The 14,685-nt window shown below is 51.3% G+C and carries 12 protein-coding genes and 1 tRNA gene; 3 read left to right on the top strand and 10 right to left on the bottom strand.

Translation table 11 applies throughout. The annotated features are described in order from the left end of the window. Positions 1–3: 3 nt before the first annotated feature. From R3I13_RS03915 to R3I13_RS03880, 8 genes are all read right to left on the bottom strand, one after another. Positions 4–3,246, bottom strand: a complete 3,243-nt coding sequence (locus R3I13_RS03915; RefSeq protein ID WP_346316616.1) for a TonB-dependent receptor — start codon at positions 3,244–3,246, stop codon at positions 4–6. Positions 3,247–3,491: 245 nt separating this feature from the next. Further along, entirely contained in the window at positions 3,492–4,658 is a 1,167-nt protein-coding gene (locus tag R3I13_RS03910) for a FecR domain-containing protein (RefSeq protein WP_346316615.1), read from the bottom strand. 103 nt (positions 4,659–4,761) lie between these two features. Continuing rightward, positions 4,762–5,352, bottom strand: coding sequence for an RNA polymerase sigma-70 factor (locus R3I13_RS03905; RefSeq protein ID WP_346316614.1), 591 nt, complete (start codon positions 5,350–5,352; stop codon positions 4,762–4,764). 79 nt (positions 5,353–5,431) lie between these two features. Next, entirely contained in the window at positions 5,432–6,052 is a 621-nt protein-coding gene (locus R3I13_RS03900) for a GyrI-like domain-containing protein (protein ID WP_346316613.1), read from the bottom strand. Positions 6,053–6,149: 97 nt separating this feature from the next. Further along, positions 6,150–6,680, bottom strand: a complete 531-nt coding sequence (locus R3I13_RS03895) for a hypothetical protein (protein WP_346316612.1) — start codon at positions 6,678–6,680, stop codon at positions 6,150–6,152. 191 nt (positions 6,681–6,871) lie between these two features. Beyond that, positions 6,872–6,946: transfer RNA gene (locus tag R3I13_RS03890), tRNA-Arg, on the bottom strand. A 75-nt stretch (positions 6,947–7,021) separates the two neighbouring features. Further along, positions 7,022–7,585 (bottom strand): DapH/DapD/GlmU-related protein, encoded by a 564-nt coding sequence (locus tag R3I13_RS03885; protein WP_346316611.1) that lies wholly within the window; start codon positions 7,583–7,585, stop codon positions 7,022–7,024. A gap of 131 nt (positions 7,586–7,716) precedes the next feature. After that, positions 7,717–8,286, bottom strand: coding sequence for a MarC family protein (locus tag R3I13_RS03880; protein ID WP_346316610.1), 570 nt, complete (start codon positions 8,284–8,286; stop codon positions 7,717–7,719). A 119-nt stretch (positions 8,287–8,405) separates the two neighbouring features. On the opposite strand from R3I13_RS03880, the gene R3I13_RS03875 reads away from it, so the two are divergent. The 3 genes from R3I13_RS03875 to phnY all read left to right on the top strand — a co-directional run bounded on the left by R3I13_RS03875 (position 8,406) and on the right by phnY (position 11,800). Continuing rightward, positions 8,406–8,990 carry an XRE family transcriptional regulator gene (locus R3I13_RS03875; RefSeq protein WP_346316609.1) on the top strand — a complete coding sequence of 195 codons (585 nt, stop codon included), beginning with the start codon at positions 8,406–8,408 and terminating at the stop codon, positions 8,988–8,990. Positions 8,991–9,105: 115 nt separating this feature from the next. Further along, positions 9,106–10,350 carry a phosphonoacetate hydrolase gene (gene phnA, locus R3I13_RS03870; RefSeq protein WP_346316608.1) on the top strand — a complete coding sequence of 415 codons (1,245 nt, stop codon included), beginning with the start codon at positions 9,106–9,108 and terminating at the stop codon, positions 10,348–10,350. A gap of 7 nt (positions 10,351–10,357) precedes the next feature. Continuing rightward, a complete protein-coding gene (gene phnY / locus R3I13_RS03865; protein ID WP_346316607.1) occupies positions 10,358–11,800 on the top strand; it encodes a phosphonoacetaldehyde dehydrogenase in 1,443 nt (480 codons plus the stop codon). 266 nt (positions 11,801–12,066) lie between these two features. Here phnY and R3I13_RS03860 read toward each other — a convergent pair whose 3' ends face one another. Both R3I13_RS03860 and R3I13_RS03855 read right to left on the bottom strand, forming a co-directional pair. Continuing rightward, complete coding sequence (locus R3I13_RS03860; protein WP_346316606.1) at positions 12,067–13,176, bottom strand: 2-aminoethylphosphonate--pyruvate transaminase; 1,110 nt, start codon at positions 13,174–13,176, stop codon at positions 12,067–12,069. Continuing rightward, positions 13,173–14,504 carry a DUF5690 family protein gene (locus R3I13_RS03855; protein ID WP_346316605.1) on the bottom strand — a complete coding sequence of 444 codons (1,332 nt, stop codon included), beginning with the start codon at positions 14,502–14,504 and terminating at the stop codon, positions 13,173–13,175. The genes R3I13_RS03860 and R3I13_RS03855 overlap by 4 nt, the downstream gene beginning before the upstream one ends. Positions 14,505–14,685: the final 181 nt, after the last annotated feature.

Below are 14,685 nucleotides of genomic sequence, written 5' to 3'. Positions count from 1 at the left end.
TAATTAGAAGCTGGCATTGATACCAAAAGAAATCGTGCGTGCGTTCGGGTAAGCGCCGGAATCGAAGCCGGGGCTCACATTGTCTGACCCATAGCGGCTTACTTCCGGGTCAAGCCCTGAATAATCCGTGATGGTGAACAGGTTTTGAACATTCACATATACCTTCAGCGCGGAGAGTTTTATGCGCTGTAATGCCGCTTGTGGAAGGTTGTATCCCAGCTGCAACGTTTTCCCTCTCAGGTAGGAACCATCTTCCACCAGCCGGTCCCAGGAGCGGGATGTTGGTTTCACCGTGGTGGCGCGGGGAATGATCGTGTTGGTGTTCTCAGGCGTCCAGCGGTTGAGAGTAGTGGTACTTTGGTTTTGCAGGCCTGTAAGGTTTTCCAGTGTATTGGTATTAACGTTATACAACTTGTTGCCGTAAACGCCTTGCAGCAATATCATCAGGTCAAACCCTTTGTAGGAGAAGGTATTGCTGAACCCGAAGGAGAACTTCGGCTGGGCGCTGCCCAGCAGCACGCGGTCGTCGTCGTTGATCTTTTTGTCGCCGTTCATGTCTTTGAACCGGATGTCGCCGGGTTTGGCAGTCTTTTGCGCGGAAGCATCTATTTCTTCTTTTGAGTTGAAAATGCCCTCGCTGGCAAAACCGAAGAAGGAGCCCAGCGGCTGGCCTACCTGCACGATGGTGGAATTGTTAGGGCCCTGGCCCGCGAAGAGGCGGTCTGCGCCTGCAAGGTCCAGCACTTTGTTCCTGTTGAAAGAAATATTAAAACCGGTTTCCCAGCGTACTGCATTATCCAAAGGTGTGGCGTTGATGGTGAGCTCTATGCCTTTGTTCTCTACCTGTCCCCTGTTTTGCAGCGAGGTGGAAAAGCCCGAAGTGGTGGGGATCTTCACAAACAGCAGCAGGTCGCTCGTTTTTTTATAGTACGCATCGGCGATGAAGTTCAGCCTGTTGTCGAAGAATCCGAGCTCGAGGCCGATGTCCGTTTGCGCGGTAGATTCCCAGCGCAGATCGGGATTGCCTACCTGTGAAGGCATCAGCCCTATTACGTTTGCGCCGCCGATGGAATAGTTGGCTTTTCCCATCAGGTCGAGCGAAGGATAGTTGCCGATACCGTCCTGGTTGCCGGTAAGGCCGTGGCTGACCCTTAATTTCAGGTTGCTGAAAACATGCAGGTCCCGTATAAACCGTTCCTGGTCCAGCTTCCAGCCAACCGCTACTGAAGGGAAGAACCCGAAGCGGTTATTTTTCCCGAAGCGTGAAGAGCCGTCGTACCGGCCGGTGAGCGTAACCAGGTATTTATTTTTGAAACTGTAGTTGGCCCTGCCGAGGAAGCTGAGCAGCGCCCACCTGGCGATGCTGGAAGACGAAGGCTGCACGGCGGCAGCATTGCCCAGTGCATTGGTGCCAAGGTTGTCGTTCAGGAAACCCTGGGCTTCGGCGCCGAGCGATTGATAGGAAGAGCTTTGCTGCGTAAAACCGCCGAGGAGGTTCAGCTGGTGGCCGTCGCGGTTCATCGTGTAGGTCAGCGTATTCTCATTCAGCCACGTAAAGGTCTGGTTGGTAGACACTGCGGCATTGCCGCCCAGCTGCGACCCGGTGTACACGGCCTGCGGAAGATAAATGTCATTGCGCGCGTAGGCCACATCAGCGCCCCAGAGGGTTTTGAAGGTAAGGCCTTTGATGATGTCGATGCTGGCGTAAACATTTCCGAGCGTGCGATAAATGTTATTGAAGTTCTTGTAGTGCTCGATCATTGCGACCGGGTTATCGAAAGGGGCGCCCTGGTTGTTGAGATCGGTATAGCTGCCGTCAGGCTGGTAGATGGGCAGGTTGGGTGCGGTAGTGGCCATTGTGAACAGGGATGCGCTATTCACCCTGTTGGTGCGCACATTGCTGATGGTGAGGCTGCTGCCCAGCTTGATGTATTCCCTTATCTCCTTGTCAAGATTGGCGCGCAGCGAATACCGTTTCAGGTCGGAGCCGCGGGCAATGCCCTGCTGGTCGAAGTAATTGGCGGTAACGAGGAATCGCGTCTTGGGATCGCCGCCGGAGAAGGAGAGCGAATAACTTTGTATGGGCGCTGTTCTGAAGATCGCGTCCTGCCAGTCTGTAGTGGCGGGAGTTTTGCTGAGATCATACAGTTCAGGGCCGTTTTCAGCGATACTGGCTTCATTGGCCAGTTGCTCGAACTGCGCCGCGTTCAGCAGCGAATATTTTTTGAGGATCTGCTGTGTGCCGTAATAAGAGTCAAAAGTGATGCGGGAATCGCCCCGGCGCCCGCGGTGGGTGGTGATGAGCACTACGCCGTTGCCGCCGCGCGAACCATAGATCGCCGTTGCCGAGGCATCTTTCAGTATTTCGATGGAAGCGATATCGGTAGGGCTGATGCTGTTCAGCGGGTTGAGTGAAGTGCCATCGCTTCCCTGGTCTGCAAATACCGGCACACCGTCTATTACATACAACGGTTCGTTGCTGCCGTTGATGGAGTTGCCGCCGCGCACGCGGATGGAAGACCCCGCGCCCGGCATGCCTGAGTTCTGCACGAAAGTAACGCCCGCTACCCTGCCCTGCAATGCCTGGTCCACTGAGCGGATGGGCGTGCCTTCCAGCGTTTGGGTGTTTACCGAAGCGATGGCGCCGGTTACGTCGCCGCGGCGTTGTGTGCCATAACCTACGACGATCAGCTCATTCACCGCTGTGTTCTGCAATGCAAGGGTTACCGTAAAGGTCTTTCGCCCGTTTACCGGCACGTCCGCCGGCTTGTAGCCGAGCATGCTGAAATGCAGCGTGGCCGTGGGCTGAACGGATATTACGAAATCACCAACGTCGTTCGTAATGGTGCCCTGCTTTGTTCCCTGCACGGAGACGGATACGCCTGGGAGCGCCCTGCCTTCGGCATCGGTCACTTTACCGCGCACCTCAATGGCGGGATCGACCGCCTCCGGCACTTTTTGCTTTACAACGATGGTTTTGCCGACGATAGTGTAAGTCAGCGAAAATGGCCGGAAACAGAGGTCTATCGCTTCCTGCAACGTACCCTCTTTAATATCGACGCTGACCTTTTTAGCAGGGTCGAGCAGTGCGTAGTCCAGGAAAAACACGTAGCCGGATTGCCGTTCGATGTTCCTGATCAGATTTTCGAGGGATGCGTTCTTTTCATGAAGCGTGACCTTCTGCGCGTAACTGCTGGCGTGGACCTGGCAAAAACATGCCAGCAGAAGAAAGTATGTCAGTTTCATAATGAGCCTGATTTTTCTGCCCGGTAAAAGGCGAAAGCGCCTGGTAACAGGAAAACGTTTCTCGCTCAGGTTTTTGAAGAGACCTGATAATTGCATAAATTCGATTTGTTTAGGTGAGTCAATCAATCTTTCATACACGGAATATTGTAATGATAACCTGGCACAACGGAGGTGGTAACGACACTTCCGTTTTTGGTTATATTACCATTGCTGTCATTTCATAAGTGGACGATGTTGGTTGTTTTTTATCGGTGAATAATAATTGTATCACCTTTCATGGAATATTGGATACTGCTGAGTTCCAGTATTTTAAGCGCCTCGCTCAGCCGCACATTCCTCGGTATCTTGCCCCAGAATTCCCTTTTGCCGGAACCGCCTTCATAACGGACTTCCACGTTATACCAACGCTGCAGTTGCCGCATTACATCCGCCAGCGGCGCCCTGTTGAACTGGAAATAACCGTCTTTCCAGGAAATAGCTTCATCCGTATCAGCCGGGCCCACGGTGATATTGCTGCCGCCGGCTGCCCAGCTGGCCTGCTGCCCCGGGGCGAGGCGGGCCGTATGGTTGTTGTGGGTCACTTTTACCGCGCCCTGCAGCAGGGTGGTTCTGACCCTTGTTTCATTCGGGTAAGCCATCACATTGAAGCGTGTGCCGAGCACTTCCACCACGCCGCTGCCCAGCTGTACTTTAAACGGCATATTGTCCCGGTGCGCCACTTCAAAATAACCTTCGCCATTGAGCACCACAGTGCGCTCCGTGCCGTTGAAGGCAGTGGGGAAACGGAGGGATGATGCTGCGTTGAGCCATACGAGCGTGCCGTCAGGGAGTTCTATCCTGTACTGGCCACCCCTTGGCGTGGTGAGGGTATTGTATACTACGGCTGTGGTTGCGGCCTGGTCTGCTTCGTACTTTAATTGCCCGTTTATCTTAATGACCTTCGCAGCGCCCTGGCTGGGGATCGCGTCGCTGGCGGCGCTATCAAGTAATACAGTAGCGCCATTGGCCAGTGTGAGCGTGGCTTTGCTGCCGCCCGGCAGGGGATCGGGCCGGGTGCCGGCGGTTGTAGCGGGAGGTGTTATGTCTTTCGTGTTGCGGTAATACTGCCACCCGATGGTGGCGACGGTTAGCAACAATGCTGCTGCGGCTACTTTCGGCAACCATTTTTTATAAAAGGGGACTACTTTTACCGGCCGGGCAGCAAGGAGAAGCTTTTCTCTTACCCGGTCGCGCCAAGGTCCCGGCTCATCCTTCGCGGGCGAGTTGAAGGAAGCGCTCATTTCTTCGAGCAGCGGGCGGTTGGAGGCGTCCTGCTGCAGGAAGTCGAACAACTCCTCGGTTTCCCCGGGAGTGCAGGTATTGTCAAGAAAACGCTGCAGCAGCTGCTGGTAATGATCTTTTTCTTCTGGCATGTATCAGTTTTGTAAGCGGTACGTGGGACCTGCTTTTAGTATATACCGTCGCCGGGAAAAAGAGGGTGGGTCGGGTGATAAATAAATTTCTTTATTATATGTGTCAGAACCGGTGCATAAAAAGCAGGATCGCGAGGGAGAGATCGCCGTGGCGGTAGAAATATGCTTTGATGTCTTTGAGGGCCATGACCATGTGCTCTTTCACCGTATTGCGGGAGATGCCCAGTTCCCGTGCGGCTTCATCGTAGCTTTTGCCTTCCTGCCGGCACAATGTAAATACCCTTTGCCGCTGGTAGGGTAGTTGGGTGATGGCGTTGGCGAGCATTTGCTGGTATTGCGCCCACAGCGCCTGGTGGTAGGGCGACTCCGTTATTTCGCCGATGCGCTGCATGATGTGGAGCCGGGTGGCTTCGTCGGAGGCGTTCTTTTTGAGGAAAGTAAAGGTCTTGTTGCGGCTGATCTTATAGAGGTATGCGGGAAACGATTGCGCGGGATCGAGCCGTTCGCGGACCTCCCAGATTTTGAGGAATACATCCTGCACAATGTCTTCGGCGTATGCGGGCACTTTCACAAAACGCAGCACCCAGCCATAGACGTGCGTACCGTATTTATCATACAGTTGCATATAAGCGTCTGCGTCGCCCCTCCGGAGCCGCTCCAAACATTCTGCTTCAGTGATCGTGGAATCCCCCATTTGGCATAAATGTAATAAAATTGGGGATTCGGTGGGCGGCGGCCGGGAAATCGGAGAAACAGCAGTAAAGGTGTTTCACTTATTTTACCGGTTCCCTTAAAATGGTTTTCAATTTTTGCGGATCGGTCTTCCTGAAATCCGACAGGTAAATTTCGTGGTGAAGTCCATTCCTGCTTAATTGGTTTGCTTCCGTAAAAGCCAGGATGTGCCGCAGTGATTCAGGTTCCGTTGAAAAGGGCCCAACATGCAGCATTTGCACAGACTTTCCTTCATGCATTGTAAAATATTCAAGGTCGCCGGCATGTTTCAGTTCCCGCTTCGCCATAACCGTTTCTTTGGCTTTTTCAAGTTCCTGTTTGGAAACAAAATCCGGCAGCCTGATCAGCAGGCGGTATTCCCATTCGCTCCGGGGAACTTCAACGGAGGTGTCTATGGTCTTGCCGCTGAATTTTTCTTCGTCAAACCACCAGAGCCCTTCTAATTTGGAAACAACAAAATCCTGGCCCTTTGCTTTGTGCATGAATTTTAAAGCATAGGCCACGGGGTAAAGCGTTTCAATTTTATCCGCAAACGGCTGGCCCGAGGGATCGCCTTTGCCGCGTATGGATATGAATTGGGCAGGTTCGATGTCTACCAGTTCAGGTTTTCTTTTGGCGGTGAAGTACGACTTGTATTTTTTGGTCAGGTCAAGTTTGTTCATGTTGAATTGTTTGTTTATGGCGCTGTAAAGGTGGAATGGGGTTGTGACAGCTGTATGTCAGGAGCAGAAAAGAAGAGCCCTGAGTGGTCAGGTATTGTCAATTTCTTTCATTTTGTTTAATTAGCGGATTTTTTTCATTCAGTATATAATCAGCCTTTTGTAAACTATCTGTTATCGGCAGGATTTTTTCTAAAACGGGTACAATAAGTTCGGTTGCAAACGATGAACCATGTTTTATAATATTTTCGGAAGAGTGCGGTTCTTTTATATTGTAATACGGATAACCAGCGCTGTGGTGTAGATAACCATCAGCGTTTGCCGGGTTTAACACCTCAAAGAAATAGCAATTCAGGGTACTGGTCCCCTGGTTTTTCGCAAACGTTTTATCAAGCGATCTTATCGCGTTATCAATCTCCGGATATGTTATATTGAAAAAAGGGCCAACATCAAAATGAGAAGTAAAGGTAAGTTGTAGCGCATATTTAGTGCCATTCTCGAGCATCTTTTCAAAAATGATGAATCCGCTGGATCCTTTACCCCTGCTCGTCTGTTTTATTGTAAAGCCGAAAACTTGAATATATGTAAAAACAATTTCCGAAAATTTGTTCCTGAATTCTAGTTCCGTCATATTTGATATTGGGCTTGTTATAGTTGTACTTGTGCCAACACATCCAGGTATGGGTTTATTGGTGATATCTGCAGATCATTGACATCCTCCGGACCACCTAAGGGTAGCGAAAGAATATTCATTACACCATGAATGTGGATCTTAGAGAAGCAAAAAACCGGAAAAGCAGCTTTGAAAGCGCCTTTCCGGTATGGTAGCCTCGCCTGGAATCGAACCAGGATCTGGAGCTTCGGAAACTCTTATACTATCCATTGTACTACGAGGCCGCTCCGCGAAGGAATGCAAAGCTAACTTAAATTTGGAATTTTTGAAAGAAATTATAATGCGCTCAGGTTACGGAGTTAAACCGTAGGCTGAGGAATACGGTTAACAATTTTGGCAGGAACGCCTGCAACGACAATATTATCTTCATTAAAACTTTTATTAACCACTGAATTTGCACCAATTTTTACGTTGTTTCCAATGGTAATCGGGTTGAATATTTTTGCGCCCGGACCAAGGTAGCAGTTGTCGCCGATCGTCGCCGCGATTCCATGGCCACCAATGTTTACGCAGGAATGTATGACACAGTTTTTGCCGATTCTCGCATGCCTGCTAACGATGATACTTCCGTAATGTACGATACAAAGTCCTTCTTCAAATACATTGATAGGAATACTAAATCCGAGGTTTACACTTAACCGCTGGTATTTTTTTCTCAAGTACCAGATATAAGGCTTCCACACCGGGTGTTTTTTGCAATTGGTCCAGTATTCCAGTTTGCGCATCAGTTTTTGGAATTTCCAGCACGGATCTGTCAATAAGATCATGATGTTATCGGCGAATATGGGGTATTTTGTATAAGCGCCAAGAGCCCGCTGATCTTCTTTAAGATAAAAAAGGTAGTCTTTCCTGCTTGTAATCATGTTATTCGTAGCTTGGATACCTGTTTTTTGTCATTTGCCCAAATGGAGAAATGTCTTTGCAAATATAATTTATTGCATTAACAAATCCTTTCATGACGGGAGATTCGCAGTTAGGGTCAGACAATCATATTTTATAACGTACCGATATTGCTCTTAAAAATCCTCACCGCAATGGCCAGCAGGATCACCCCGAAAAACTTGCGCACCACCATCAGGCCCGCTTTTCCCAGTATCCGCTCTATCCAGCTCAGGCTCCGCAATACCACGTAAATGATGATCAGGTTCACCAATATGCCCGCCAGGATGTTATAATCCCCGAAATCGGCCTTCAACGACATAATCGTGGTAAGCGTGCCGGACCCGGCTATCAGCGGGAAGGCGATCGGCACCAGGCTGCCCGTTTTGGTGTCTTTATCGCTTTTGAAGAACTCTATCCCCAGGATCATCTCCAGCCCGATAATGAATATCACGATAGAACCGGCCACGGCGAAGCTCTGCAGGTCTACGCTCATCAGCTTCAGGAAAGCCTCGCCCACCAGCAGGAACACCACCATCAGCACGCCCGATGCCAGCGTAGCCTTTACGGCATTGATCTCCCCGATCTTTTCCTTTAAAGACAGGAGGATGGGGATGGACCCCAGGATGTCTATCACTGCAAACAAAGTAAAGCCTACGGTAATGATCTGGTCGATGCTGAACATATGATGGAATTTTTGCAAAAGTAGGGTATTCTTTTCGCCTGATTATGAGCTAAAATATCTAATTTGGCCGGGATTTCAACGGAAGCCCGGATTCACAGGTAATCATAAAATACCCTGCTATGCAAGAAGATATCATCATACAGATCAGCAACAAGATCAAGGAAAAGCGCAAGGCTAAGGGGATCACCGTGCAGGAACTGGCAGACAGGGCGGATGTAAGCAAAGGCCTTATTTCCCAGATAGAGAACAACCGCACCGTGCCCTCGCTGCTCGTGCTGGTGAATATCATCCGCGCGCTGAACCTGGATATGAATGAATTCTTCAACGACATCAACCAGCACAAACAGGCCGCCAGGGTCGTGATCAAAAAGAAAGACGAGTACCAGGCCTTTGAAAAAGAAAATGCCAAAGGCTTCCTCTACAAAAGGGTGCTCACCCGCAACATCAAAGGCGGGCCCACAGATATCGTGCTGCTGGAGCTGAAAGCCGGGGCCAAACGCAGCCAGGTGGTAAAGACCGACGCCTATGAATACAAATACGTCATCAAAGGCACAGTGGAATACCTCATCAACAACGAAAAATATATCCTCGAAACCGGCGATTCCATCTTCTTCGACGGCCGCCTCGGCCACAAACCCTCCAATATCGGCAGCGACGACGCCCTGCTGCTGGTGGTTTATTTCTTCCAGGACGGCGAGAAGTAGACCAGTATTCATTTCTACGGGATTTTAACCCCTTTTCATAAAAAATTAACAACGGACTTGTGTAAAAATGTTTAATTTTACTACTCAATTTATTAGCATTTATAAACACACTCCAATGTCAATATCTACCCGATCCTTCACGGTAAACGGCAAAACCTACACGCCGCCGGCCCGCCCGGTGGTGGTGATCTGCCTGGACGGCTCCGCTGACGAATACCTGGACGCTACCATGGCCCATGACAGGATGCCGAACCTCAAAAAAATGGTGCTGGCGGGCTATCGCGGCATGGTAAGAGGCGCGCTGCCATCGTTTACCAATGTCAATAATTCCTCTATCGTAACCGGTGTAACGCCCGCAATGCACGGCATTTGCGGGAATTTTTTTTATGATACCCACCGGAAAGAGGAAGTGATGATGAACAGTGCGGAATACCTGCGCGCTGAAACCATTTTAGCCGCCGCGGCCAATGCCGGCCGCAAGGTGGCGGTAGTTACAGCCAAGGAAAAACTGCGCGACATCCTTAGCCATAAAATGACCGGCATCGCGTTTTCCGCGGAAAAGGCCAACCAGGCGCAGGAAGCGACGCACGGCATCGGGAATGCGGAAGCTGTTTTGGGTTTGCCTACGCCGGCAATTTACAGTGCAGACGCAAGCCTGTTCGTATTGCGGGCGGGCGTGGCGCTCATCGAAAAAGGGCTGGGCGACTTCCTCTATCTTTCCTTGACAGATTACATGCAGCATACTTACGCCCCCGAAGATGAGCCGTCACTGGCCTTCTACGAAGCAATAGACCATGAACTGGGCCGCCTGCTGGCGCTCGGCGCGGTTATCGGCGCTACGGCAGATCATGGCATGAACGCAAAACAAAAGGCAGACGGCAGCCCGAATGTGCTGTATATAGAAACCATGCTCACTGAGCAGTTCGGCACCGGTTTCAGGGTGATATGCCCGATAACGGATCCTTACGTGAAGCATCACGGCGCGCTGGGCTCCTACGTAGCAGTACACCTGCCGGAAAGTGTGGATGAAACCTCGGTCAGCAATTGGCTGCAACAGCAGCCCGGCATCACGGAAGTGCATAACAAAGCCATGGCTGTGCGTTTGCTGGAGCAGCCGGAAGACCGCATTGCAGACCTGGTGGTGCTTAGTGCCCGCGATGTGGTGGTGGGCAGAACGCCCGCGCATCACGACCTCAGCGCTTTGGATTCAGGTCTCCGCTCACACGGCGGCCGTTACGAGGAAATGGTGCCGCTGCTGATCTCCCACCCGCTGACGGCCGCCTACAAAAGCAAAGCCGCCGGCGACCCCCGTAATTTTGACGTTTTTGATTTTACCGTGAACGGTACATCCCATAATTAACCGCATCATGTTAGACACATTCGTTACCGGGAAAGTGGCCGCCCTCACCGGTTATATTGCCGGCCAGCCCATTGTTTCAGCACAGGTGCTGGAAGTGCGCAGTCCCTATGATGGGCGTATAGCCGGTACCGTGACCCTTGCAGGCAGGAAAGATACCGAAGCGGCCATAGAAGCCGGGCTGAAGGGAGGCGTAAAACTCAGCCGCTACGAACGTTTCGCCATCCTGGATAAAACCAGGCAGCTGCTGGAAGAAAGGAAGGAAGAATTTGCCCGCCTGATCACTTCCGAGTCTGGCCTGTGCATCCGTGAAACGCGCTACGAAGTGGGCCGCGCGCGGGATGTGCTGCACTTTGCGGCGCTGGAAGCGCTGAAAGATGACGGGCAGATTTTTTCCTGCGACATTTCCCCGCAGGGCAAAGCCAGGAAGATCTTCACAACCCGCGAACCGCTGAACCTTGCCGTGGCCATCACCCCGTTCAACCATCCTTTGAACCAGGTAGCGCATAAGATTGCGCCGGCCATTGCGACGGGCACGCCGGTGATATTAAAACCTTCCGAAAAAACACCGCTCACCGCCATCAGGCTGACTGAGTTGCTGTATGAAGCAGGACTGCCGCATTACATGCTCAGCGTGCTGCTGGGCCCCACGGCAGAAGTGGCGGAAGTATTGGTGGCAGATCCAAGGGTAGAGCTCGTATCGTTCACCGGCAGCGTAGCCGTAGGCAAACACATCGCCAGGCATGCGGGATATAAAAAAGTGATCCTGGAGCTGGGTGGCAACGATCCGCTGATCGTGCTGGAAGACGCAGATCTGGAACTGGCCGTTACACTTGCGGCGGAAGGCGCCTACCGTAATTCCGGCCAGCGCTGTACGGCGGTAAAACGCATACTGGTACAGGAATCCATTCATGATGAATTTGTGAAACGGCTGGTAGAAAAAACCAAAGAATACATCACCGGTGACCCTCAGCTGCCTGAAACCCGCGTAGGTACTGTAATTGACGAGCCCGCCGCTATTTACCTCGAAGAAGTTGTGAAAAAATCCGTGACGCAGGGTGCAAAGGTGCTCGCCGGCGGCAAAAGGAACGGCGCGCAAATGGAGCCCACCGTGATCGTGGATGTTCCCCGCGATGCGCAAATGGTGGTGCAGGAATCGTTCGGCCCGCTGGCGCCCGTGATGAAAGTGCGTGATCTTGACGATGCCATACAACTGGCCAACAGCACTGCTTTCGGGCTTTCTTCCGGCATAGTTACAAACGATATGCAAAAAGCGGTCAAAGCAGTGAAAGAGCTGCGCATGGGCACGGTGAACATCAATGAAGTGCCGGGCTACCGCATAGAAAGCTCTCCTTTCGGCGGTGTAAAGGATTCGGGTTTAGGCATCAAGGAAGGAGTGATCGAAGCGATGAAATGCTTTACGTATGTGAAGACTTTTTCACTGCCATGGTAAGAGCCCGTCATTGTGCGAGCTGTCATTGTACTGAAATATCGTCATTGCGAGGAGCAACTGGGAATCCTGTGCAGCAGAAAGCGCGACGAAGCAATCTCCCAAAATGGAGTGTGTCAATTCAATGCAAGAGATTGCTTCGTCGCCCCACCCGCTTTGGCTCTGCTGCTCCTCGCAATAACGTTCTTTTTTCATGTAAGCGCTGGTATGAAATAAAAAAAACGGGATGCAAACGCATCCCGTTTTTACATAATCATCAAATAGTCAGGCTAGGGCTGGGTTGCGATTTGCATTTCTTTCATGATACCGCCGATGGCGCGCACCAGCGCCTGCACATCTTCCGGGAAGATCTGCCCGATATTGCCGATGCGGAAAGCATTGGTTTTGCTGAGTTTGCCGGGATATATCACGAAGTTGCGCGCGCTGAGGCGGCGGTAAAATTCTTCGAATTGAAAGCCCGGATGTTCGGGATAGAGGAATGAAGTGATAATGTGTCCCTGTATTTCCGGGCGAAGGTATTGCGTAAAACCCAGGGCGTCCATCCCGCTGTCCAGCACAGCCTTGTTCTGCCGGTACCGCGCTTCCCGTGCGGGAATGCCGCCTTCTTCCCGCAACTCAATTAAGGCCTGCTTAAAAGCCATCATGCTGAGGGTGGGAGGCGTAAAGCGGAACTGGCCGCTGGTTTCGAGCCCATGCCATTGTTCATACAGATCAAGGCTGAGACTGCGGGCGCGGCCTTTGGCTGTTTGCAATGCATTTCTCTCCGCGATCACGAACGCAAAGCCGGGAATGCCTTCAATGCATTTGTTGGAAGAAGATACCAGGAACTGTATATGCGCGGCTTTAATGTCGATGTCCAAGCCGCCGAAGCTGCTCATGGCGTCTACAATAAAAGTTTTGCCGGCCGGGGCGCAGATGGCGCCGATCTCACTGATGGGATTGAAGAGGCCGGTGGTGGTTTCGCTGTGAATACAGGCTACGTGCGTGATATGAGGGTGCTGCGCAAGGAAATGTTTCACGGTTTCCGGATCCACCGTTTCATCTTCTTCAAACCGGATCACGGTATGCGGCAGGTGGTGGATCACGGCCATTTTCGCAATACGCTCACCGTATGCGCCGTTGCTGAGCACGAGCAGGTGGTCGTTCTCTCCAATTACGCTGCTGATCACGCTTTCCACGCCAAAAGTGCCTGAGCCTTGTATAATTACAGTTTCGTAACCCTCCGCTTTGCTGACATGCCCAAGCGCCAGCAGTTCATCGCGGATGAAACGGATGGTCTCAATAAAAGCTTCATCCCTTGAGCCCATATCTTCCAGCGCGGCTTCTTTCACAGTGCGGGACGTACTGAGCGGCCCCGGTGTGAATAACAGTTTCTTCATAGATGTACTGACATTTTTTGCATCCCGGCGGCAGGTTCTTCTTTGCTCCAAAGCCTGCTGATGCCGTATTTGCGGTTGAAATATACGAATGCTATGCACAACAGCGCCAGGCAGGCGAAGCACAGCAAGTAGCTGAACTGCATCAGCACCCGGCTCCAGCGCAGGTCTTTCATAAAAAACTCCCGGTACAGCAGCAAACCCACGCTGCCAAGGTATCCCAGCGCATCGCAGCCATACACGAAGAAACCCGCGTTCGCTTTCATTTTGAACATCCCGATCAATCTTTCAAACAAGGCCACCTGTATGGGAATATAAGCAAGGAAAAGTCCTGTGCCCAGCGAAAGCATCCAGCTGAAAGGACCGATCACGTGTTGGTGAAAAAGCAATGTACTGCCGCCGCTCATCAATATGCCGCAGGCCATTAAAGCCAGCGTGGCCCACAGCCCGCGGATATTGCTGCGGAAGGCAGACAGTGCGCCTACGCACACGATCACTACGGCGGTGCTGATCAGCTCGGTTTGTGCGAGTATATTCCGGCTCCAGGGCCCTCCCGCGATCTCGTTCCATATCTCCACGCTGAAATTATCCCTGAAATCGCGCATGGTGGTGAGCAGGCAATAGATCAGAAGGATGCAAAGCAGGCCCGGCCAGTAATTGCGCACGATGCTGCTTTTATCCGCCGGCGTCATCGGCTGCCGCTCCACGCGCAGCAGCTTGTCCGTTTCCGTAGGCGCCGGTATCACGGACAGCATCCAGACAAAAAGAAAAAACAACGGCATGAATAGCAGCCCTACAGCGAACGGCATCCAGAATTCGGTGATGAACGGAAGCAGCTCCTGTATTTCAAGGTAAATAGTTTTCAGTACGCCGGAAGCCGCGATGATACTGATACTCAGCCCCATGGCAAGTATTTCCGTGAAGCGGCGGCCTTCCAGGAAACTGAATATCACGCCCCACACCATGCCCAGCGGCAGGCCGTTGAGGAAAAGGAATATAAAATTGTACGGATAAGGCACCAGTGCGAAACCCAACAAAGCCAGCTCTGCAAAGAGTATCAGCCCGCCGATGAGCGGTATGCGCTGTGAAGGCTTCAGTTCGGAGATCACTTTAATGCCGATGAACTTGGACACCATATAACCCAATACCTGTGCAATGATGAGCACGGTTTTATACCCGAGCCCGAATAATTCCAGGTTGGCATATAATCCCGTATTAAAGGGTTTGCGGAAGGCATACATACAAAAATAGGTTCCGAACGATGCGGTCAGGCACCAGAGCACGAAGAAGATCCCATTGGAATTTTGAAGCCTTTTGGTAAACATAGTCATGGCTGATGTTTAGTTATTGCAAACCTGGTTGACTATTCTTTGTTTAATATTTGTAAATTAAAAAATTTCTTTAACTTGGCAGTACTTTCCGCAGAAATTTTTTAGAGTAGCCAATAAGATCAATGTTGTAGCCGATTCCAGGAGAATAGACCAAAGATCGGGTGTTTATAATTACTAAATC

Source organism: Chitinophaga sp. YIM B06452 (genome assembly GCF_039655965.1).
Lineage (GTDB): Bacteria > Bacteroidota > Bacteroidia > Chitinophagales > Chitinophagaceae > Chitinophaga.
The sequence above is the reverse complement of the archived record's forward strand: the minus strand, read 5'-3'. Positions and strand labels throughout refer to the sequence as shown.